The following is a 24,109-nucleotide window of genomic DNA, read 5'->3' as shown; positions in this document are numbered from 1 at the left end:
GGAAGGGGAGGGGGAGGGGCCGGAGGGCTCCCGGGTCCGGTCGGATGGGGGAACCCACCCAGCCGGCAACCCGGGAGCCCTCCGGCGAGGCGTCTATCCCAGGTCGTCGACCATGGCGAACAGATCCTCGTCGGCCGCGTCCTCCAGGTCCCTGCCCGGCTCCTCGTCACGGGCGGCGCCGCCCGCCGGAGCGTGACCGGCCAGCTGTACCAGCCGTGCCACCGCGTCCGGGTCGAGCAGTCCGTCACGGATCAGCGTCTCCAGCTGGTCGAGAACGGGCGCTGCCTGCCTCGCCGCCGCGATGGTGCGCAGGTTCTCGGCCAGGGCCGCCGCCGTCGGATGGTCGAACACCAGGGTGGTCGGCAGGCGTTCGCCGGTGGCGGCCGCCAGTCGGTTGCGCAGTTCGACCGCCGTCAGCGAGTCGAAGCCCAGGTCGGTGAACGGCACGTCGGAGGCGATCGCCGACACCTCGTCGTGGCCCAGGGCGGCGGCGACCTCGCGGCGGACCAGTTCGAGCACGGCCCCCGGACGGTCCCACGGGATGCCGACCGGCTGCTGGGCCGCCCGGGCCAGACCGGCCCGCGGTGCGGCAGCGGGTGCGGTACGGGGCATGAGGCCCCGCAGGACCGAGGGCGGGTGCGGGGCGGAGGCGAGCGCGACCCGGTCGACCCCCGTCACGGCGAACACCGGGCGCAGGGCGTCGTCCGCGGCCGGGCCGGCGAGCTCCGCGGTGGCGAGGTCGAAGGCGGCCAGTGCCTCCGGCACCGCGATCGGACGCAGCCCGAGCCCGAGGATCCGTCGCAGGTCCGCATCCGAGAGCCCGTCGCCCATCCCGGTCTCCCACAGTCCCCAGGCCAGCGAGACCGTGGGCAGGCCGAGCGAGGTGCGGTACTCGGCCAGGGCATCCAGGAAGGTGTTCCCCGCCGCGTAGTTCGCCTGTCCTGCCGTACCGAGCAGTCCCGCGATCGACGAGTAGAGCACCACGGGCCGATCGCCGGCCGCTTCGTGCAGGTGCCAGGCGGCATCGATCTTGGGCCGGAGCACGGAGTCGACCTGCTCGGGCGTGAGCCCCTCCAGCGTTCCGTCGGACAGCGTCCCGGCGGCGTGCACGAAGGCGACGGGCCGGTGGAGCGCCACGAGTTCGGCCAGCGCTTCGCGGTCGGTCACGTCGCAGGCCGCCGCGATGATCCTGACACCGTCCCCGGCGCCTTCGAGATCCGGCGCCTTGCCGCTCCGGCTGACCAGCAGCAGCGAACGGGCGCCGTGCCGGGCCACCAGGTGCGCGGCCAGCTCCGAGCCCAGCGCGCCGCTCGCCCCGGTGATCATCACCGTGCCCTCGGCCCAGGGGAACGTGGGACCGTCCCCGCCCTCGCCCTGCGTGACGGCCGGCCGGTCACCGGCCGGGCGCTCGTACCGGACCAGCCGCGGGACGAGGAGCTCCCCTCCCACGATGCGGACCTGGGGCTCGTCCGAGCCCTCGGCCCCGGCCAGGACCTCGGCGACGGTGTCCCGTACGTCCGCGGAGCCGTCCCAGTCCGGAAGGTCCACCAGGACGAACCGGCCCGGGTGTTCGGCCGCGGCGCTGAGGACCAGGCCGCGGACGCCGGCATGCGCCAGGTCGGAGCCGATGGCCACCGCGAGCTTGCCGGTGGCGTCACCGGCAAGCCGGTCGCGCAGCGCCCCGAGGGTGTGGTGGACGGCGTGGCGGGCCCGCTGAGGCAGGTCGCCGGTACCGGAATCGACCAGGAGCACCTCGTACCCGGCGCCGGCCACCGACGTGCCGACCGGCTCGCCGGACCGCTCGGGCCTGCGCCACACCGGGGTGTACAGCAGGTTCTCCCCGGCCGCCGCGCCGCCCGGGAGACCGGTGAGCGGGCGCAGCGCCAGCTCGTCCACCTCGGCCAGGACGCGGCCGTCGTCGCCATCGGTCACCAGCAGGCGTACCGTGTCCGGGCCCGTGGGTGTGATCCGGGCCCGCAGGGCGGCGCCCGGCGCCGCCACGGGGGCGTGGAAGCGCACCCCGCTCCAGGCGAACGGCAGGGTGGCCGGCCGGTCCCCGGCGACGCCGGGCAGCAGCGCGTGCAACGCCGCGTCCAGCAGCGCCGGGTGCACGGCGAACCCCGTACCGGCCGGGGCCGTCCCGGCCGCCACCTCGACCTCGGCGAACAGTTCGTCGCCGTTGCGCAGCAGGCGCCGCAGCCCCTGGAAGGCGGGGCCGTACGCGTACCCGTGCTCGGCGACCCGGTCGTACATCCCGGTGAGGTCGATCTCCGTCGAGCCCTCCGGCCACGGACCGGCCTCCGTCGCGGCCGGGTGGGCCCCCGGGCGCAGGGTTCCGGCGGCGTGCCGGGTCCACGGAAGGTCGCCGGAGCCGGGATCGCCGCTCCGGGAGAACAGCGTGACTTCGGTGCCGTCGACGACCATCTGGAGGGTGAGCGCACCGGACTCCGGTACGACCAGGGGCTCGGTCACGGTGAACTCCGCGAGCGGGCCCGCCGATGCGGCCAGTTCGACCAGCGCCGTACCGGGGACGATCACGATGCCCCGCACCCGGTGGTCGGCCAGCCACGGATGGGCGGCGAGCGAGAGCCGGCCGGTCGAGACGGTGGCGCCGCCTTCGCCCGTACCGCCCGTGGCCAGGTCCACCGCCGCATCCAGCAGCGGGTGTCCGGCGGAGCGCAGACCGGCGCCGACCACGTCGGCCCGTCCGGCCGGGTCGAGCCAGAACCGCTTGCGCTGGAACGCGTACGTGGGTGCGTCCACCGCTTCGGCGCCGGGGAACACCGCGCTCCAGTCGATCCCGGCACCCCGGGTGAACAGGGTACCGAGCGCACCGGCCACGGAGTCCGCCTCGGGCCGGCCGGCCCGCCGCAGCGGTACCGCGACCGGGCTGTCGGCCTCGTCGGCGGGGAACGCGGCCGCGACCATGCCGGTGAGCACCGCATCGGGTCCCACCTCCAGGACCGTGCGCACACCCTGGTCCCGGGCGGTCAGCACCGCTTCGTGGAAGCGGACCGTCGCCCGCACCTGGTTCACCCAGTACTCAGGGTCGGTCCACTCCTCGGCGCTCGCTCCGGTGACCGTGGAGATCGCGGGGATCTCCGGGGCGCGGTAGGCGAGTTCCCGGGCGACCGCCCGGAAGTCCGCCAGCATCGGCTCCATCAGCGGGGAGTGGAAGGCGTGGCTGACCGACAGCCGCTTGGTGCGCCTGCCCCGTGCGGTGAACTCCGATGCGACGAAGGGCAGCAGGGCCTCCTCGGCGCCGGACAGCACGACCGAGGCGGGACCGTTGACCGCGGCGACCGCGACCCCGTCAGGCAGGACCAGCTCGTCCAGTCCGGCGGCGGCCGTCTCGACGGCGACCATCGCGCCGCCGCGCGGCAGGGCCTGCATGAGGCGGCCGCGGGCGGCGACCAGCCTGGCCGCGTCCGGCAGCGACAGCACCCCGGCGACGTGTGCGGCGGCCAGCTCGCCGATCGAGTGGCCGAGTACCACGTCGGGCCGGATCCCCCACGATTCCACGAGGCGGAACAGCGCGACCTCGACGGCGAACAGCGCGGGCTGCGCCGTCCCGGTCTCGTCCAGGCCCGATCCGTCGGCGATCGCCGTCCGCACCGTCGACCGGAGCGAGGTGTCGAAGTGCGCGCAGACCGCGTCGAAGGCTGCCGCGAACACCGGATACGCGGCGGCCAGTTCGAGACCCATGCCGATCCGCTGGGCACCCTGTCCGGTGAACGCGAAGGCCAGCCGGCCTCCGGCCACGCGGACCGGGACCGCGTCCCGCAGCGCCGCGGGGCTCGTCGCCGCGATCCGGTACGTCATGGCGGAACGGGTGGCCAGGGTGTACGCCTCGTCCGCCGTGGACAAGGACGCGACCCGCTCCGCCTGTTCGGCGAGCGCCTGCTCGGTACGGGCGGACAGCACCCAGGGGACCGGGGGCCGGGCGGGGCCGGCCGGAACCGCGGATACCGGTGCCCCGGAGCCCCCTGCCCCGGAGGCGGGAGCCGGTGCGGCCTCGGCCTCCTCCAGCACCACGTGCGCGTTGGTGCCGCCGAAGCCGAAGGAGGACACGCCGGCCCGACGGGGCTGTGCGCCCCGCGGCCACGGGCGGGCCTCGGTCAGCAGCTCGACGCTGCCCTGCGACCAGTCGACGTGCCGGGACGGGGCGGCGACGTGCAGGGTCGCCGGGGCGATCCCGTGCCGCATGGCCTGGACGACCTTGATGATCCCGCCGACGCCCGCCGCCGCCTGGGCGTGTCCGATGTTCGACTTCAGCGAGCCCAGCAGCAGGGGGCGCTCCCGGTCCCGGCCGTACGTGGCCATCACGGCCTGCGCCTCGATCGGGTCGCCGAGCCTGGTCCCCGTACCGTGCGCCTCCAGCAGTTCCACGTCGGCGGGGGAGAGGTCGGCGGAGTCGAGCGCCGCCATGATCACCCGCTCCTGGGCGGGACCGCTCGGCGCCGTCAGCCCGTTCGAGGCACCGTCGGAATTCACCGCCGAGCCGCGCAGGACGGCGAGCACCCGGTGCCCGTTGCGCCGGGCGTCCGACAGCTTCTCCAGCAGCAGCATGCCCGCGCCCTCCGACCAGCCGGTGCCGTCGGCGTCGTCGGAGAACGACTTGCACCGGCCGTCCTCGGACAGCCCGCGCAGCCGGGAGAACTCCACGAACGCCGTCGGCGTGGCCATCACCGTCGCGCCGCCCGCCACGGCGAGCTCGCACTCCCCGCGGCGCAGTGCGCTCGCGGCCAGGTGCACCGCGACCAGGGAGGACGAGCACGCGGTGTCCACGGTGAGGGTCGGCCCCTCGAACCCGAAGGTGTACGCGAGCCTGCCGGAGGCGATGCTTCCGGCGCTGCCGCTGTACAGGTAGCCCTGCACCCCCTCCGCAGGCAGGTCCGGCCGCGAGCCGTAGTCGCTGTACATCACGCCGACGAACACCCCGGTCCGGCTGCCGCGCAGGTCCTGCGGGTCCAGGCCCGCCTGCTCCACGGCCTCCCAGGTGGTCTCCAGCAGCTGCCGCTGCTGCGGGTCCACGGCCATCGCCTCCCGCGGCGACAGGCCGAAGAACTCCGCGTCGAAGCGGTCGGCGTCGTGCAGGAACCCGCCCCGGCGGGTCGTGGAGGTGCCGGGGTGGTCCGCGTCGGGGTGGAACAGCTCGGCCGGCCAGCCGCGGTTCACCGGGAAGTCCGACGTGGCGTCACGACCGTCGGCCACCAGCCGCCACAGGTCCTGCGGCGAGGCGACCCCGCCCGGGTAGCGGCAGGCCATCCCGACGATCGCGATCGGCTCGTCGTGGCCGTTCGCGGCCGCCACGGGCCGGTCCCGGTCCGGAGCGCGGAGCCCCGGCTCCTCGGCCGTGACGAGCCCGAGCAGGTGCTCGGTCAGCGAGGCAGGGGTGGGGTGGTCGAACACGATGGTCGCGGACAGCCGGCGGCCGATCGCGGCGCCGAGCTGGTTGCGCAGCTCGACGGCTGTGAGCGAGTCGAAGCCGAGCTCGCTGAACGAGCGGTCCTCCTCGATCTCGGAGGCGTCGGCGTGGCCGAGGACCGCGGCGATCTGGTCGCGGACGATCTCCCGGAGGGCCGCGGGGCTGACGCCCGGCGCGTCCGCGCCGTCCTGGCCGGGCGTGTGGTCCCGTACGGCCGCCGTCGTGACGGTGGCCGGTCCGGCCAGGTTGCGCAGTACCGCGGGGAGGTCGGTCCGCCCCCGGAGCGCGGAGCGGTCGAACCGGGTCAGGGCCAGCACCGCGGCGCCGTCGCCGACGGCCGGGTCGAGGGAGGCGTCGAACAGGCCGAGCGCCTCCGCGGTGTCCAGCGGATGCAGGCCGGAGCGGGCCAGCCGCTGGATGTCCGTGTCGGTCAGCTGCTCGGAGATGGTGCTGGCCTGCGCCCACAGGCCCCAGGCCAGCGAGACCGCAGGATGTCCGAGGCTGCGGCGGTGCTCGGCGAGGGCGTCCAGGAAGGTGTTGGCCGCCGCGTAGTTCGCCTGGCCCGCGGTGCCGAGCAGCCCGGCGACCGAGGAGTACAGGAACAACGGCCGGTCGCCGGCCAGTTCGTGCAGGTGCCAGGCCGCGTCCACCTTCGGGCGCAGCACCGCGTCGACCTGCTCGGCCGTCATCCCGGTCAGGGTGGAGTCGGCGACGACGCCCGCGGTGTGCACCACAGCGGCCGGCTCGTGCTCGGCGAAGACACGTTCGAGGGCCTGTCGGTCGGTCGCGTCGGCGGCCACCAGACTCACGGCCGCGCCGAGGCCCGCCAGCTCGTCCCGCAGGTCGGCGGCGCCGGGCGCCGCTTCGCCCCGCCGGCTGACGAGCACCAGGTCCCGCACCCCGTGTCGTACGACCAGGTGCCTGGCCAGCACCGTGCCGAGGGTTCCGGTCGCGCCGGTGACCAGGACCGGACCCGCGGACAGGTCCACCCCGGGGGCCGCGGCGTCCGCCGGGGACCCGCCCGGGCGTGCCAGCCGCGGCACCAGGATCCTGTCCCCGCGGATCGCCAGTTCCGGCTCCGGGGTCCGCAGGGCGGCCTCCAGCAGCGCCCCGTCGGCGGATGCGCCGGCCTCGATCAGCACGAACCTGCCGGGGTTCTCCGCCTGGGCGGTGCGGATCAGGCCGCGCAGCGCGGCGTGTGACAGGCCCGGGGTGATCACGAAGGCGTGCCGGCGCCGGTCGTCCTCGGCGAGGACGGCCCTGAGTTCCGCCAGCACGGAGTGGACCAAGGCCCTGGCAGCCGTCGGCACGTCGTGTTCCGCGTGCCGGGTGTGTTCCGGCAGGTCCGCCACAGGGTGCACGACGGCCGGTTCGAGGGAGGCGTCGGGGTCGGCGGCATCCTGCCAGACCACGGTGTGCATCCCCGTCGGCGCGTGGCCCGCGCCGACGGGCAGCAGCGCCAGTTCGTCCACCGTCAGCACCGCGCGACCGTCGCGGTCGTGGATCACCAGGCCCGCCGTGTTCCCGCGGACCGTGACCCGCGCGCTCAGCGCCGTCGCTCCGGTCGCGTACCGGGTCACCCCGGTCCAGGAGAACGGCAGCACCGGCCGGGCGCCGGGATCGACGACTCCGGGGAGCAGCACGTGCAGCACCGCGTCGAGCAGCGCCGGGTGTACGCCGTACCGGGCCGCTTCGCCGTGGTACCGCTGCGGCAACTCCACCTCGACGAACCGTTCGTCGCCGGCCTGGCGCACCTCGCGCAGGCCCTGGAATGCCGGGCCGTAGTGGTAGCCGTGCTCCCCGAGCCGCTCGTACACCCCGGCCAGGTCGGCCTCGGTGCCGGCCGGTTCCGGTGCGGCCGGGGGCTCCTGCGACCCGGGCACGAGCACGCCGTGGGCGTGCCGGGTCCACGCGGCCGGCTCGCCGCTCCCGGCCGGCGGACCGGAGTGGATCGTCAGCGCGCGGCTGCCGTCCGGCTCCGGGGCCTCGACCCGGACCTGGACCGCCACGGCTCCTTCCTCGGGTACCACCAGCGGTGCGGTGAAGGTGAGTTCGGCCAGTGCGGGGCAGCCCACCCGGGCCCCGGCGTGCAGAGCCATGTCCAGCAGCGCCGTGCCGGGTACGAGGACCTCCCCGCGGATCCGGTGGTCGCCGATCCAGCCGCCGGCGCCGATCTCGCCGCCCAGTACGGTCGCGCCGTCGACCAGGCCGACCACGGTGTCCAGCAGCGGATGCGCGGACGACGGGGTCTCCAGCCAGTACCGGCGGTGCTGGAACGGGTAGCGCGGCAGCGGCACCGGCGCGGTCGTGCGCAGCACGGCCGACCAGTCCACCGGTACGCCCCGGACGTGCAGGGCCCCGAGGGCGGTGAACGCGGTGTCCGCGTCGCCGCGTCCGGAACGCAGCATCGGCAGGGAGGTGCCGGCACCCGTGGCGCCGCCCGTGCCGGGAGCCTCGTCCGCGAGCGCCTGTCCGACCATGGCCGTCAGCACTCCGTCCGGGCCGAGTTCGACGAACTCGGTGACACCGGCGCGTCGCAGGGTGCGCACGCCGTCGAAGAAGCGGACCGCTTCCCGGACATGGGTCACCCAGTAGTCCGGCGATGTCAGCTGCCCCGCGGTGGCGATCTTCCCGGTGACGTTCGAGACGACCGGGATCCGCGGCTCGTGGAAGGCCACGGTGTCCAGCTCGGCGCGGAAGCCGGCCAGCGCCTCGTCCATGTGGGCCGAGTGGAAGGCGTGGCTGACCGACAGCCGCCGGGTCCGTCGGCCCCGGTCCGTCCAGAGCGCGATCATCGAGGTCACCGCGTCGTCGTCACCGGAGACCACGACGGACCGGGGGCCGTTCACCCCGGCGATCGCCGCCCCGGCGGCCAGGGATGCGAGCACCTCCTCCTCGGAGGCCTCCAGCGCGGCCATCGCCCCGTCCTCGCGGGCGGACTGCATGGCAGCCCCCCGGGAGGTGACCAGGCGGCAGGCATCGGCCAGGTCGAACACGCCGGCCACGTGCGCCGCGGCCACCTCTCCGACCGAATGCCCGAGCAGGTAGTCAGGGGTGACGCCGTGGTGCTCGGCGAACCGGTAGAGCGCCACCTCCACGGCGAACAGCGCGGCCTGGGTGTAGGCCGTCCGGTCGAGCAGGGCCGCGTCGGCGCTCTCCGGCTCGGCGAACAGGACGGCGGTCAGCGGCCGGTCGAGCACCGGGTCGATGTGCGCGGCCACCGCGTCGAGCGCGGCACGGAAGACGTCGGACCGCTCGTACAGCTCGCGTCCCATTCCGGCCCGCTGCGCGCCCTGCCCGGTGAACAGGAAGGCCGTCGCACCGCGGCCGGTGCCGTGCCCCTGGACGACGCCCGCGGCAGCGGTGCCCGCCGCGACGGCGTCCAGGCCGCGCAGCAGGGATTCCCGGTCGGCGCCGAGGACGACGGCCCGCCGGTCCAGCAGGGCGCGCCGCCCGGAGAGCGTGCCGGCGACGTCGGCGAGGCCGAGGTCCGGGTGTCCGTCGAGGTGGGCGCGCAGCTCGGCGGCCCGCTCCCGCAGGGCCTGGTCGGTGCGGGCCGACAGCACCAGCGGCACCACGGGCGGGACCGTGCCGGGCAGGACGCCCGTACCGGCGGGGACCGGGGCGGGCCCGGCCTGTTCGAGGATGACGTGGGCATTGGTGCCGCTGATCCCGAACGCCGACACCGCGGCACGGCGCGGCCGGCCGAGGTCCGGCCACTCCTGCTGCTCGCCGAGCAGCTCGATCGCGCCCGCGGACCAGTCCACGTGCGGCGACGGCTCGCCCAGGTGCAGGGTGCGCGGCTGGACGCCGTGCCGCATCGCCTGGACCATCTTGATCACGCCGCCCACACCGGCGGCGGCTTGGGCGTGTCCGAGGTTCGACTTCAGCGAACCCAGGCGGGCGGGCTCCTCGCGGTCCTGCCCGTACGTGGCCAGCAGGGCCTGGGCCTCGATCGGGTCGCCGAGCCGGGTGCCGGTACCGTGCGCCTCGATCAGGTCGACGTCGCCGGCGGAGAGGCCGGCGTCGGTGAGGGCGGCTCGGATCACCCGCTCCTGCGAGGGCCCGTTCGGTGCCGTCAGCCCGTTGGAGGCGCCGTCGGAGTTCACCGCGGAACCGCGCAGTACGGCCAGCACCTGGTGCCCGTTGCGCCGTGCGTCCTCCAGCCGCTCCACCAGGAGCAGGCCGACCCCCTCCGACCAGCCGGTTCCGTCGGCGTCGGCCGAGAAGGACCTGCACCGGCCGTCGGTCGACAACCCCTTCTGCCGGGAGAACTCCACGAACGTGCTCGGCCCGGACATGACCGTGACGCCTCCCGCCAGGGCCAGGTCCACCTCGCCCGAGCGCAGCGAGCTCGCGGCCAGGTGCAGTGCGACCAGGGAGGACGAGCACGCGGTGTCCACCGTGATCGCCGGCCCCTCCAGGCCGTAGTTGTACGCCAGCCGGCCGGAGATCACGCTGGAGGTGTTGCCCGCCAGCAGGAAGCCCTCCACCTCCCGCGGGGTGACCGCCAGGCGCGAGGCGTAGTCGTCGTACATCACGCCGGTGAACACGCCGGTCCGGCTGCCGCGCAGGACGGCCGGGTCGATCCCGGCGTGCTCGAAGGTCTCCCAGGCCGTCTCCAGCAGCATCCGCTGCTGCGGGTCGGTGGCCAGCGCCTCGCGCGGCGACATGTCGAAGAACGCCGCGTCGAACAGGTCCGCCTCGTGCAGGAACCCGCCGCGCCGGGTGTAACTGGTGCCGAGGTGGTCCGGGTCGGGGTGGTACAGCCCGTCCAGGTCCCAGCCGCGGTTGGTCGGGAACTCGGAGATGGCGTCCCGTCCGTCCAGCACCAGCTGCCACAGGTCGTCGGCGGATCGGACTCCACCGGGGAACCGGCAGGCCATGCCGACGATCGCGATCGGTTCGTCGGTACGGCCGCGGTTCTTCCGCGGCCGCCGGGTACCGCCGGCCTGCTGCCGGTCCCCGGCCGTGCCCGCGTCCTCGGCCAGGAAGGCGGCCAGGGCCTGCGGCGTGGGGTGGTCGAACACCAGGGTGGCGGGGAGCTGCCGGCCGGTGGCCGCGATCAGCCGGTTGCGCAGCTCGACGCCGGCCAGCGAGTCGAAGCCCTGTTCCCGGAAGGCCTTGCCCAGGTCGAGCGCGCTCGGGCTCGCCAGGCCCAGCACCCCGGCCGTGGTCGCCCGTACGAGCTCCTCGGCCTGCTTCGCGGTGAGGGCCTGCCCCGCGCGGGCGGTCGGAGCGGCCGCGGCGGGCCTGCGGCGGCGGACCAGCCCGGACAGCAGGGGCGGGACCGGGCCGGTTTCGGTGAGCAGGGACGGCCGGAGGAGCGCCGGGACCGGTAGCACGGTGTCCGCCGCGTCCGCGGACAGCGACCGGTCGAACAGGGCGAGCCCCTGTCCGGCGGTCAGCGGCGCCACCCCGGACCGGGTCCAGCGGCTCAGGTCGGAGGCGCCGAGGGACTGCCCCATGCCCTCTTCCCACAGGCCCCAGGCCAGCGACGTGCCGGGCAGGCCGAGGCCGCGGCGGTGCGCGGCCAGAGAGTCCAGGTAGGCGTTGGCAGCCGCGTAGTTGGCCTGGCCGGCCGTGCCGAGCAGACCGGAGATCGAGGAGAACAGGACGAGGGAGACCGGGTCGCGGTCGGCGGTGAGCTCGTGCAGGTACCGTGCGGCGTCCGCCTTGGCGGCCATGACCGTGCCGATCCGCTCCTCGGTGAGGGCGGTGATCGTGGCGTCGTCGAGCACCCCGGCGGTGTGGATCACCGCGGTCAGCGGATGGGCGGCCGGCAGGCCGTCGATCAACGCGGCCAGCGCGGTGCGGTCCGTCACGTCGACGGCCGCGATGCGCACGCCGTCCAGTTCCGCCGCCAGCTCGGTGGCACCGGGCGCGTCCGGGCCGCGGCGGCTGACGAGCAGCAGGTTCCGTACGCCGTGCCGGTGGTGGAGGTGCCGGGCGATCAGGGCACCCAGCCCGCCGGTGCCCCCGGTGATCAGGACCGTGCCGTCGGGGTTCCAACCGAACGCGGCCGCGGTGCCGCCGGCGGTCGCTGCGTCTTCGGGCACGGAGGTGCGGGGGACCGGTGCGGCGGACCTGGCGATCCGGGGCACCAGCAGTCCGCCGTCCCGTACGGCGAGCTGCGGCTCCCCGGTCCGTACGGCCGCGTCGGCGGCTTCCGCCGCGGTGGCGGTGCCGGAGACGTCGACCACGACGATCTGGTCGGGGTACTCGCTCTGGGCGGTGCGCGCCAGGCCCCACACCGCGCCCGCGGCCGGGTCGGCGACGGGTTCGCCCGGTGCGACGGCCACCGCGTTCCGGGTGACCAGCACCAGCCGGTCCCGCGCCTCGTGGTCGGCGGACACCCAGTCCCGGATCGCCGCGAGCGCGACGGCGGCCGCGGCGGCGGGGGTGCGGGACGGGACGATCTCGACCACGGTCGGACGCGGGGCGTCGCCGTCGGCGTCCCCGCTCCGAGCGGTGCGGGGCTGCCAGGCCAGCTCGTACAGCGGGACGGCGTCGGCCGAGGCCGGGGACGACGCCCGGAAGGCCAGCCCGTCGACGGTGGCGACCGCGGTGCCCGCCGCGTCGGCGATCAGCAGTTCGTACGTGTCGCCGCCGGCCGGGGTGAGCCGGGCGCGGAACTCCGTCCCGCCGACCGTGCCGGGGTGCAGGCGCACCCCGCTCCAGGCGAACGGGAGGCGTGTGCCCTCCCCGCCGTCGACCAGGCCCAGCACGATCGGGTGCAGCACCGCGTCCACCAGCGCCGGGTGCAGCAGGAATCCGGACTCCGCGCCGAAGTGCCCGTCCGGGATGCGGACCTCGGCGTACACGGTGTCACCGTCCCGGTACACCGCCCGCAGCCCGCGGAACGTGCCGGTGTAGTCGTATCCGCGCCCGGTCAGCAGCTCGTAGGCGTCCCCGACCGGTACCGGGTCGCCGGCGGGCGGCCACTCCGGCACGTCGTCCGTACCGGGCCCGGAATCCGGGTCGGCTTCGCCGATCAGTCCGGACGCGTGCCGCGTCCACTCCTGCTCGCCGTCCCGGCGTGAGTGCACCGCCAGCTGCCGGCCGTGCACGGTGACCTGGAGCTGCACCGCGCCGGAGGCGGGCAGCACGAGGGGGCTCTCCAGGGTCAGGTCCGCCACTTCGGGCAGGCCCACCCGCTCGCCGGCGAACAGCGCCATCTCCAGGAACGCCGTCCCGGGCAGCAGCACCGAACCGTTGATCACGTGCCCGGCGAGCCACGGGTGGTCGGCCAGCGACACGGTCCCGGCCAGTACCACCTCGTCCCGGTCGACCAGCTCCACCACCGAGTCGAGCAGGGGGTGACCGGAGGCGCCGCGCGCGGGACGCGGCGGCAGCCAGTACCGGTCGCGGCGGAAGGGGTGCGTGGGTTCCGTGCCCCGGGCCCGGGCCAGACCGGCGGCGAACACGCCCGCCTCGGAACCGGCGGACCGGCTCAGCGCGACGGCCCGCGCGACGCCGGCGGACCTGACCAGCGGGGTGAGCGCGGCCGACGGCCCGATCTCGACGAACAGGCCGGCGCCCGCCTCGCGCAGGGCCGACACGGCATCGTGGAACCGGACGGTGCCGCGGATCTGCGCGACCCAGTGGTCGGCGTACCCGGCCGTGTCGGCGGGCAGCGGCCGCCCGGTCACCGTGGAGATCACGGGAATCCGCGGCGGCCGGTAGTCGACCGACTCGGCCACCGTGCGGAACTCGTCGAGCACGTCGTCCATGTGGGGGGAGTGGAAGGCATGACTGACGGTCAGCCGGGTGACCCTGCGGCCGCGCTCCCGCCATCCTGCGGCGACGGTCTCGGCGGCGTCGGCATCGCCGGCGAGCACCACCGACGCCGGGCCGTTCACCGCGGCGACCACGACGCCGTCGACCAGGGTGCCGGCGACCTCGGCCTCGGTGGCCTCCACGGCGACCATCGCGCCGCCGGAGCGGGCCTGCTGCATCAGCCGGCCCCGGGCCGCCACCAGCTTCGCGGCGTCCGCCAGCGAGAACACCCCGGCCACGTAGGCCGCGGCGAGTTCGCCGATGGAGTGCCCGGCGAGCAGTTCGCCGGTCAGCCCCTGCTCGGCGGCGAGTTCGGCCAGCGCCACCTCGAAGGCGAACAGCGCGGGCTGGGTGTAGCGGGTCTGGTTCAGCTCCGGCGCGGCATCGGATCCGGCGCGGAACATCAGCTCCTTCAGCGGCCGGTCCAGGTGGAGGTCGAAGGCGGCGCACACTTCGTCGAGGGCACGCGCGAACACCGGGTACTGCTCGTACAGTTCGCGGCCCATGCCGGGACGCTGTGCCCCCTGGCCGGTGAACAGCAGAGCCGTCGGGGTCTGCTCTCCCTCCTCCAGGACGACGTGGGCGTTGGTGCCGCTGATGCCGAACGCGGACACCGCGGCGCGGATCGGGCGGCCGGCGCGCTGCCACTCCCGGGCCTCGGTCAGCAGCTCGACCCGGCCCGACTCCCAGTCCACCCGAGGGGTCGGGACGTCGGCGTGCAGGGTGCGGGGCAGCAGCCCGTGCCGCATCGCCTGCACCGTCTTGATCACGCCGGCGACGCCGGCGGCCGCCTGGGTGTGGCCGATGTTCGACTTCAGCGAGCCCAGGTACAGCGGGGCGTCGCGGTCCTGCCCGTAGGCGGCGAGGATCGCGTCGGCCTCGATCGGGTCGCCGAGCGAGGTGCCGGTGCCGTGGGCCTCCAGCAGGTCGACGTCCGAGCCGGACAGACCGGCGTCGGCCAGCGCGGCACCGATCAGCCGCTGCTGGGAGAGGCCGCTGGGCGCGGTCAGCCCGTTGGAGGAGCCGTCGGAGTTGATGGCGGTGCCCCGGACCACCGCGAGTACGGGGTGGCCGTGGCGGCGGGCGTCCTCCAGCCGCTCCAGCACGAGCATGCCCACGCCTTCGGACCAGCCGGTGCCGTCGGCGTCGGCGGAGAACGGCTTGCACCGCCCGTCGGCGGCCAGCCCGTGCTGCCGGGAGAACTCCTCGAACATGCCCGGTGTGGCCATCACGCTCACGCCGCCCGCGACGGCTGCGGACGCCTCGCCGCTGCGCAGGGCCCGTACCGCCAGGTGCAGGGCGACCAGCGAGGAGGAGCAGGCGGTGTCCACGGTGAGCGTCGGGCCCACGAAGCCGAACTGGTAGGCGATGCGGCCCGACAGCACGCTGGGCGTGGTCCCGGTGAGCACGTAACCCTTGACGTCTTCGCCGGCCTCGTGCATCCGGGGGCCGTAGTCGGAGGAGGTACCCCCGACGAACACGCCGGTACGGCTGCCCCGCAGGGACTTGGGGTCGATCCCGGCCCTCTCCAGCGCCTCCCAGGTGGTCTGCAGCAGCAGCCGCTGCTGCGGATCCATGGCCAGCGCCTCGCGGGGGGAGATGCCGAAGAACTCCGCGTCGAACTCGGCCGCGGTGTCGAGGAATCCGCCGACCCGGGAGTAGCCCTCACCGGGCTGCCAGCCGCGGTCGGCCGGGAACGCGCCGGTCACGTCCTGCTCCCGGGAGACCACGCGCCACAGGTCTTCCGGGGAGGCGAGTCCGCCCGGGAAGCGGCAGGCCATGCCGACGATCGCGATCGCGTCCTCGTCGCGGCCGGTGGCGGAGCCCGCCCGTGCGGACGGGCGGGGCGCTTCAGGGGCGCGCCCCGCGTGTCCGGGGTCGATCCCGGTCTCGGCGAAGTAGCCGATCAGCTCCTGGGGCGTCGGATAGTCGAACAGCAGACCGCTGGGCAGCGGCCGGCCGGTGGCCAGGGACAGACTGTCGATGAGCTCCACCGTCATGAGCGACGAGAAGCCGAGGTCCCGGAAGTTCGTGTCCAGCTCCACGCCCTGCGCGTCGCCCGCGCCGAGGGCCGCCGCCACCTGTTGCCTGACCAGGACGGCCGGGTCGGTGCCGCTGGCGTCGGAGGTACCGGTGCCCGGCGCCGGGGTGCCGCGCTCGCCGGTCCAGAACCGCTCCCGCTGGAACGGGTATCCCGGCAGCCGGACCCGTGCGGCGCGGACGTCCGCGTACGCCGGCGCCCAGTCGACGTCCGCGCCCTGGACGTACTCGGCCGCGAGGGCGGCCAGTTCGGCGGTCCGCGGGTCGGCGGGCTCGTCGCCGCGGCCCGCGGCGGTACCGGACGCCGCGTCCTGCCCGGCCCCGGGAGCGTCGTCCGAGACCACGTTCGGCGCGGGCGTCCCGTGGGCGACGGCGTCCAGTCCGGCGCGCAGGCCGTCGGCGTCCGAGGCGAGGACGACGGCCCGGTGCCGGAACGCCGTCCTGGTCGTGGCCAGGGAGAACCCCAGGTCGTACGGGGCGAAACCGGTGTCGCGCAACAGGGCGGCGTGCGCCCGCAGCGCGGCCGGGGTCCGGCCCGACACGGGTACCGGGACCAGCCGGGCGTCCGGCTCCGCGTCACCTGCCGCCCGGCCGGAAGTCTTCTGCCCGGAGGTCTTCTGCCCGGAGGTCCCCTGCCCGGTGGCCGTCTGCCCGGAGGCCGGCGGCTCGCTCAGGACCACGTGCGCGTTCGTGCCGCCCATGCCGAACGACGAGACGCCGGCGATCAGCGGCCGGTCCGGGTGCGGCCAGTCGGAGAGGCCCGTGTTGACCCGTAGCCCGAGATCCTCGAACGGGATCCGCGGATTCGGGGTGGCGAAGTTCAGGCTCGCGGGCAGGAGCCGGTTGCGGATCCCGAGCACGGTCTTGAGCAGCCCGGTGATGCCGGCGGCGCCCTCCAGATGCCCGATGTTGGTCTTCACCGACCCCACGAGCAGGGGGTCCGCTCCCGCAGCGGCCCCGTCCGCCTCCCGGCTCGAGAAGACCGCGCCCAGGGCGGCCGCCTCGATCGGATCGCCGACCGGTGTCCCGGTGCCGTGCAGTTCCACGTACTGCACCTGCTCCGGGGCGACGCCGGCCCGGCGCAGCGCGGCACGGATGACCCGCTCCTGCGCCTGGGGGCTGGGCACCGTCAGCCCGGGGGTGGCCCCGTCGTTGTTGACTGCGCTGCCCCGCACGACCGCGTAGACGTCGTCCCCGTCGGCCAGGGCCGTCGCCAGCGGCTTGAGCACCAGGGCCACGGCGCCCTCGCCGCGTGCGTAGCCGTTGGCGCGGGCGTCGAAGACGTAGCTGTGCCCGTCCGGGGACAGGCCGCCGAACCGCTGCGCACCCAGAGCGCCCTCCGCCAGGAGGTTGAGGTTGACGCCCGCCGCGATCGCGACCGGCGACTCGCCCGACCGTACGCTCTGGGTGGCCAGGTGGACGGCGACCAGCGACGACGACTGCGCCGTGTCCACCACGATGCTCGGCCCGCGCAGGTCCAGGGAGTAGGAGACCCGGTTGGCGATGACGCCCCGGTGCACACCGGTGTTCGTGTGCTGGGTGATCGATCCGTCGCCACCGCTCAGCACCAGGCCGGCGTAGTCGTCGCGGAGCGATCCCACGAACACCGAAGCGGCCGAGCCGGCCAGGGCGGCGGGGACGATCCCGGCGTCCTCCAGGGCCGCCCAGGCCAGCTCCAGCACCAGCCGTTGCTGCGGGTCCGTCGCCGCGGCTTCCCGCGCGGAGATCCCGAAGAACGCCGCGTCGAAGTCCCCGACCCCGTCGAGGAAGGCCCCGAAGCGGGTGCCGCCGTCGAACCGGACCGAATGCGAAATTCCGTCCCGCCGGTCGAGCGGCACCTCGGTTATCGCATGGCGACCGTCACTCAGCAGATTCCAGAATTCCGCTGCCCCGATCGCCCCGGGCAAACGGCAGGACACTCCGACGATCGCCACCGAATCGTCGAGAACGTCTTCGTGTCCGTCGTGCCATGTCGTCATCTGAATAGCTCTTTCCTTCATCATCCTGGACAGTCGCGATGCGGTTACCGCCGGAGTGCCTACGCGCCGGGCTCCCCGGCCGGATCCGCGGGAAGCAGGACGCCGCCGTTGTGGTCCCGGAGCACCGTCAACAGCCCGCGCAGCCCCGATTCCAGTCGCCCGATCTCGGCGTCCGTGATGTACACGGACGGCTCCAGCCGCAGCGTGTTCGTGGCACTCGCCGTCGGGAGGATCCGCAGGGCGTGCACGCGCAGCAGGTAGCCGGACAGCAGGTACCCGAGCAGCCCGGCACGCGCCTGCCCGGCGATGACCTCGTCGGGGGAGCCGGACAGGTCGTGGAAGTCCAGGCCGATCATCAGCCCCTTCCCGCGGACCTCCTTGATGACGGTCCCGAACTCCTGCTGCAGCTTGCGCAGCATGTCCGCCAGCCGGCTGCCGCGCTCGCCGGCCAGCTGGTAGGCCCTGCCGCCACCGGCCTCCAGGAGGTCGACCGTCCGGCAGGCGATCGACGTGGAGAAGGCGTCCTTCGCGAAGGTCGAGCTGTGCACCAGCTCGAACTCCTTGCGGTAGCGGGAGCCGCGCACCAGTGTCACGGCCGCCTTGGCCACGCCGCCGCCCAGGCTCTTGGCCAGCGTGATGTAGTCGCCCTGGAGGCCGATGTGCGAGGCGGCGAAGAACGCGCCGGTACGGCCCATGCCGCTCTGCACCTCGTCGACGATGATCGGGCAGTCGACCGTCTCGCAGGCCTCCCGGATGCGGCGCACGGTCTCCTGGTCGAACACCCGGATCCCCGCTTCGCCCTGCACCGGCTCCAGGACGAACGCGGCGATGACGGGCAGTTCGCGCTCGACGACGCGCACCGTGGCGCCGTCGACCGCGAGGTCGAACAGCGTGGAGCGGACCGACTCGATGGTCTTGGCGAGCGCGTCCGGCTCGTGCACCGGAACGAACCGGCACCGCGCGGCCAGCGACGCGAACGGGGTGCGGAAGCCGGGGTTGTGGGTCAGCTGGACGCTGCCGACGAGTTTCCCGTGGAAGGAGCCCTCGGGGGCCAGGAACACCGGCGCCGCCGCCAGGCGCGAGGCGTTGGCGCCGCGGATCCCGGCGATCACCTCGTCCGCCGCACTGCCGGGCACGAACCCGGCGGCCGCTACCAGGCGGTCGTAGGACCCGCCGGCGGCGAGCCCATCGGCGACGATCTCGCCGCCGGCGGCCAGCGCGGCACGCGCCGCCTCGATGTTCCCGTCGATCTCCGCGGCGAGTTCGGTCAGCTTGGCGCCCCGGTCGAACTCGGCGTGCTTCATCGCGATCTCGACCGCTTCGGCGCCGCTGTTGGCGAAGATCGCCGCATACGGCTCCGAGGTGGCGAACTCGCGCCGGATGACGGCGTTCAGCTTCTGCGCCAAGTCGTTGGCGTACGGGTGCTTGGAGAACTGCGCGTGGACCGGCACGCCCTGGTCCAGCAGCTCCTTCGCGTAGCCGACGACGTCGGGATTGCCGTGCCCGATGATGGTCGACCCGTAGCCGCCGACGAGGTCGAGCACCTCGACCTCCCGGCCCGTTTCGTCGCGGTAGAAAAGACTGTCCTTTTCCGCCCGGGAATAGTGAACGCTCAGTCCGAGCGAGGCGAGCAGACCCCCGAGATAGGGCTCCGCGAGGTCCTGGTCTTCGATGTCCGGGTTCATTTGGAGTCGAGTTCCCAATCTATGAGGGCTACTTGTGCGGAACCCTACCGACCTCGTCGTAACGGGTCTGTAATCGGACGCTAATTGGCGCATCAGTCCGTGGTCACGGGCTTCTCCCTGCCGGGAAAGAGCGCGGAATTACCGCCTCGCGGATGCTCTTGTCCGAGACTGTTCGAGGCTCTGAGTGGCATGAGAAGTTCTTCGGGAAAGGAAAATATCCGTGGACGGAACCGAGGAATCGGCCGGCGCCTCCCTCGAGGAGACCTCGGGAGTTGAGGGCGCGTGAGCACTGACGAGAACCAGCTCCGCCAGTACCTCAAGCGCGCGATCGCCGATGCCCAGACGAGCCGCAGGCGTCTGCGCGAGATCGAGGAGAAGGGCCGGGAGCCCATCGCGATCATCGGCATGGCCTGCCGGTACCCCGGCGGTGTGGACTCGCCGGAACGCCTGTGGCAGGTGGTCGCCGACGGCGTGGACGCGGTGACGTCCTTCCCCGAGCACCGGGGCTGGGCCTTGGACCGGCTCTACCACCCCGATCCCGACACCGTCGGCACGTCGTACACGGATCAGGGCGGATTCCTGCACGACGCGGACCGCTTCGACCCCGAGTTCTTCGGCATGTCCCCGCGGGAGGCCCTCGCCACCGACCCCCAGCAGCGCCTGCTGCTGGAGACGGCCTGGGAGAGCTTCGAACGCGCGGGAATCGCCACCGACACGGTCTCCGGCAGCCGGACGGGCGTGTTCATCGGGTCGATGTACCACGACTACGGATCCCGACCGCACCTGCCGCCCGAGGAGTTCGAGGGCTACCTGTACAGCGGAAGCGCGGGCAGCGTCGCCTCGGGCCGGCTGTCCTACGTCTTCGGCCTGGAGGGCCCCGCCGTCACCGTCGACACGGCCTGCTCCTCGTCCCTGGTCGCGGTCCACCTCGCGGCGGCCGCGCTGCGCCGCGGCGAGTGCGACCTTGCCCTCGCCGGCGGCGTGACCGTGATGTCCACGCCGCAGGCCTTCGTCGAATTCTCCCGGCTCCGCGGTCTGTCGGCGGACGGGCGCTGCAAGTCCTTCGCCGCGTCCGCCGACGGCACCGGCTGGGCCGAGGGCGCCGGCATCCTCCTCGTGGAGCGGCTGTCCGACGCCCGGCGCAACGGTCACCCGGTGCTCGCCGTGATCACCGGTTCCGCCATCAATCAGGACGGCGCCAGCAACGGGCTCAGCGCGCCCAACGGCCCCGCCCAGGAACGGGTGATCCGCCAGGCCCTCGACAGCGCGGGGCTCTCCACGGCCGACGTCGACATGGTCGAGGCGCACGGCACCGGAACGCCCCTCGGCGACCCGATCGAAGCCAATGCCCTGCTCGCCACCTACGGCCGGGGCCGCCCGGCCGACCAGCCGCTGCGGCTGGGATCGCTCAAGTCCAACGTCGGGCACACCCAGGCGGCCGCGGGCGTCGGCGGCATCATCAAGACGGTCGAGGCCATCCGCCACGGCGTCATGCCCAAGACCCTGCACGCCGACGACCCGACCCCGCACGTCGACTGGGACTCCGGCGCGCTGGCCCTGCTCGACGAGGCACGCGACTGGCCGGAGCTGGACCGGCCGCGCCGGGCCGCCGTCTCCGCCTTCGGGTTCAGCGGCACCAACGCGCACGTCATCGTCGAGCAGGCACCGCCGCCGTCCCACGAAGCCACCGGGGAGCCCGCCGGGGACCCCGCCGGGGAGCCCGCCGGGGAGCCGGTCGCCCGCGCCGCGGGGCCGGCGCCGGTCATGCCCTACCTGCTGTCCGCCCGGTCCCCCGAGGCACTGCGCGCCCAGGCCGAGCGCATCGGCGCGCTCCTCGCCGAGCACCCCGGCCTCGACCTGCTCGACCTCTCCTACTCGCTGGCCGCCACCCGTACGGCGATGCGGCACCGGGCCGTCGCACTCGCGGCCGGCCGGGACGAACTGGTCGAAGGCCTCGCCGCCCTGGCCGACGAGGAGTCCGGCACCCTCACCGGCACCAAGGACGAGGGCCGGATCGCGTTCATGTTCACCGGCGGAGGCGCCCAGCGCATCGGCATGGCCCGCGAACTCGCGGAAACCTTCCCGGTGTTCGAAGCGGCCTTCGACGAGGTCTGCGCGGTGCTGGACGAGCACCTGCCCCGACCGCTGCGCTCGGTGATCGATTCGGGCGACGAGCTGGACCAGATCGACTACACCCTCGCCGCCCTCTTCGCGGTCGGAGTGGCGCTGTTCCGCCTCTTCGAGGCGTGGGGGGTCCACCCCGACTACCTCATGGGCCACTCGACGGGCGAGCTGATCGCCGCCCACCTCGCGGGCGTGCTCTCGCTGCCCGACGCCGCCATCCTGGTGACCGCCCGCGGGCGCCTGATGCGGTCGCTGCCGGAAGGCGGCGCGATGATCGCCGTCGAGGCGACCGAGGAAGAGGTGCGCGAGACCCTCGACCCGGACGGGCGCGCCGTGATCGGCACGATCAACGGGCCGCGTGCCGTGGTCCTCTCGGGCGACGCGGACGCCGTGCACGCCGTTGCGGACATCTGGAAGGAGCGCGGCCGCTCCACCAAGGTGCTGCCGATCCTGCGGGCCTCCCACTCCCCCCGCATGGACCCGATGCTCGACGAGTTCCGCGCCATCGCCCAGGGCCTCACCTTCCACCGGCCCACGTTCGGCATCGTGTCCACGGTGACCGGCGAGGTGGAGCCCGGGGACGGCTGGAGCTCGCCCGAGTACTGGGTACAGCAGATCCGTCGGCCCGTCCGCTTCGTCGACGCGGTGCGCACCCTGGAGGCGCAGGGCGTGACCACCCTGCTGGAACTCGGCCCCGACGGGGTGCTCTCCGCGCTCGCGGCCGCAAGCGCGGAGCACGCGGTCGCGGTCCCCGCCATGCGCAGGAAGCAGCCCGAACCGCGGTCGCTGATGCACGCCCTCGGCGTGCTGCACAGCCGGGGCGTGCCCGTCGACTGGCAGGCGTTCTTCGCCGGCGCCGCGGTGCGCAAGGTCGACCTGCCGACCTACCCCTTCCAGCGCGAGCGGTACTGGCTGGACCCCTCGGCCGACGCCGCGGCCGCCGCCGGAGCGGCATCCGCCGGGCCGGACCCCCTCGGTACCCTGCACGAGGTCGGCTGGCTCCCGGACGTCGTACGGCCGTCCGCCCGGGCTGCTGCCTGGGCGCGGCTCGGGCCGGCCGCCGATCCGGCGGACGGCATCCCCCACCACGACGACCTGGCCTCCTTCGGGCAGTCGCTCGACGCCGGCGACCAGGTCCGGGCCCTCGTCGTACCGCCGGCCGCGAGCCCGGGCGACAACGCGGCCGACGCCCCGTACCGGCAGGCCCGCCGGACGCTGGTCCTCCTCCAGGAATGGCTGGCCGACGACCGCTTCACCGGTGTGCGCCTGGTCGTGGTCACCAGGGGAGCCGTCGCCACCACCGACTCCGAGGCGCCCGATCCGGCCGCCGCGGCGGTGTGGGGACTGGTCCGCTCGGCCCAGTCGGAAGCACCCGAGCGGATCCTGCTCGTGGATGTCGACACGGGCACGGGCACGGGCACGGACACGGGCACGGACACGGGCACGGGCACGGGCACGGGCACGGACACGGACACGGACACGGGCACGGGCACGGACACCGATACGGACACCGGCACGGGCACCAGGGCCGACCGCGCCGCCGAGCCGGTGACCGCGGCGCTGCTCTCCGCCCTGCTGTCCGCCGACGAGCCCCAGGCCGCCGTCCGGGGCGGCCGGGTCCTGGTCCCCCGCCTGGTCCGGATCCGCTCCTCCGCGGTCCGCACCGATGCGGGCACCGCGGTCTGGAACCCGGAAGGCACCGTCCTCGTCACCGGCGGTACCGGGGTGCTCGGCGCCACCGTCGCCCGCCACCTCGTCACCGAACACGGCGTCACACACCTGCTGCTGGCCGCACGCACGGGCGTCGAAGCGGCGGGGGCCGGCCACCTGCACGACGAGCTGACCGCGCTCGGCGCGACGGTCCGCATCGCCGCCTGCGACATCGGCGACCGCGAAGCCCTCGCCGCGCTGCTCGCCGAGGTCTCCGCCGACCGGCCGCTCGGCGGAATCGTGCACACGGCAGGGGTGCTGGACAACAGCCTGCTCACGGCGATGACCCTGCAGCAGTTGGACGCCGTCCTGCGCCCCAAGGCGGACGCCGCCCGGAACCTCCACGACCTGACGCGCGACGCCGACCTGTCGGCCTTCGTGCTGTTCTCCTCGACCGTCGGACTGTTCGGCGGTCCCGGCCAGGCGAACTACGCCGCCGCGAACGCGTACCTCGACGGGCTCGCCCAGCACCGGCGGGCGTGCGGTCTGCCCGCGACCTCGGTGGCCTGGGGCCTGTGGGACGTGGACGGCGGCATCAACGCGGCACTGGGCGACATCGACCGCGCCCGGTTCGCCGGGGACGGCTTCCTCCCGACGGGCGTGAAGGACGGTACGGCCCTGCTCGACACCGCGCTCTCCTCGGGCCGGCCCGCGGTGGTGGCCACGGCGTTCGACCCGGAGGTCATACGGTCGCTCGACCGGGTGCCCCCGCTGCTGCGGTCCCTCGTCCCCGCCCCGGCCCACCGTACGGACAGCTCCACCGAAGTACCCATGGCGCAGCGGATGTTCGACCTGACCGCTGCCGAGCGCACGGAGTTCGTCCTCGAACTGGTCCGCGGCAGGGTGGCCTCGGTCCTCGGCCTCGCGGACCCGTCCGCGATCGATCCCGAACAGCCCTTCCGGGAGCTCGGCTTCGACTCACTGACCGCGGTCGAGATGCGCAACAGGCTGAACACCATCACCGGCTCCCGGCTCCCGGCCACCGCGGTGTTCGACCACCCCACCCCGTCGAAGCTGGCCGCGTTCCTGCTGACGTGCCTCGCGCCCGCGGACGCGCCGGAACGGCGATCGACCGCGATCACCGCCCTGGACGAGCTGGAGCAGGTCCTCGCGGACGCGGAGGGCGACGGCGCCGACGGTGACCGCGACGAGATCACCGTACGGCTGCAGACCCTCCTGTCGCGGTGGCTGGAGACCGGCGAGCAGCCGGGCGAGGGGGCCGACGAGGACCCGGCCGATGCCCTCGCGTCGGCATCGACCGACGAACTCCTCGACTTCATCGACAACGAGCTCGGCCGTGCCCGGCACTGACGCCCCGACACCCGGAACAGGTAAATCCCCCATGGCGGATGAGAAGAAGCTCG

At 74.4% G+C, this 24,109-nt stretch carries 2 protein-coding genes and 1 pseudogene; 1 reads left to right on the top strand and 2 read right to left on the bottom strand.

The window, feature by feature from the left end; all coding sequences use genetic code 11:
- Positions 1-93: 93 nt before the first annotated feature.
- A complete protein-coding gene (locus tag ACIA8F_RS10270) occupies positions 94-17,226 on the bottom strand; it encodes an SDR family NAD(P)-dependent oxidoreductase (RefSeq protein WP_399377832.1) in 17,133 nt (5,710 codons plus the stop codon).
- Between the two features lie 59 nt (positions 17,227-17,285).
- Complete coding sequence (locus ACIA8F_RS10265) at positions 17,286-18,911, bottom strand: aspartate aminotransferase family protein (RefSeq protein ID WP_399377831.1); 1,626 nt, start codon at positions 18,909-18,911, stop codon at positions 17,286-17,288.
- Between the two features lie 312 nt (positions 18,912-19,223).
- Between ACIA8F_RS10265 and ACIA8F_RS10260 the strand changes: the two are divergent.
- Positions 19,224-24,056: pseudogene (locus ACIA8F_RS10260) on the top strand (SDR family NAD(P)-dependent oxidoreductase); the annotation flags it as partial.
- Positions 24,057-24,109 lie beyond the last annotated feature (53 nt).

This window comes from Streptomyces sp. NPDC051563 (assembly GCF_044454225.1).
Classification (GTDB): domain Bacteria; phylum Actinomycetota; class Actinomycetes; order Streptomycetales; family Streptomycetaceae; genus Streptomyces.
The sequence above is the reverse complement of the archived record's forward strand: the minus strand, read 5'-3'. Positions and strand labels throughout refer to the sequence as shown.

Excerpts from the sequence above, each read along its gene's own strand:
- ACIA8F_RS10270 (WP_399377832.1), bottom strand. The coding sequence starts at position 17,226 with ATGACGACATGGCACGACGGACACGAAGACGTTCTCGACGATTCGGTG.
- ACIA8F_RS10265 (WP_399377831.1), bottom strand. The coding sequence starts at position 18,911 with ATGAACCCGGACATCGAAGACCAGGACCTCGCGGAGCCCTATCTCGGG.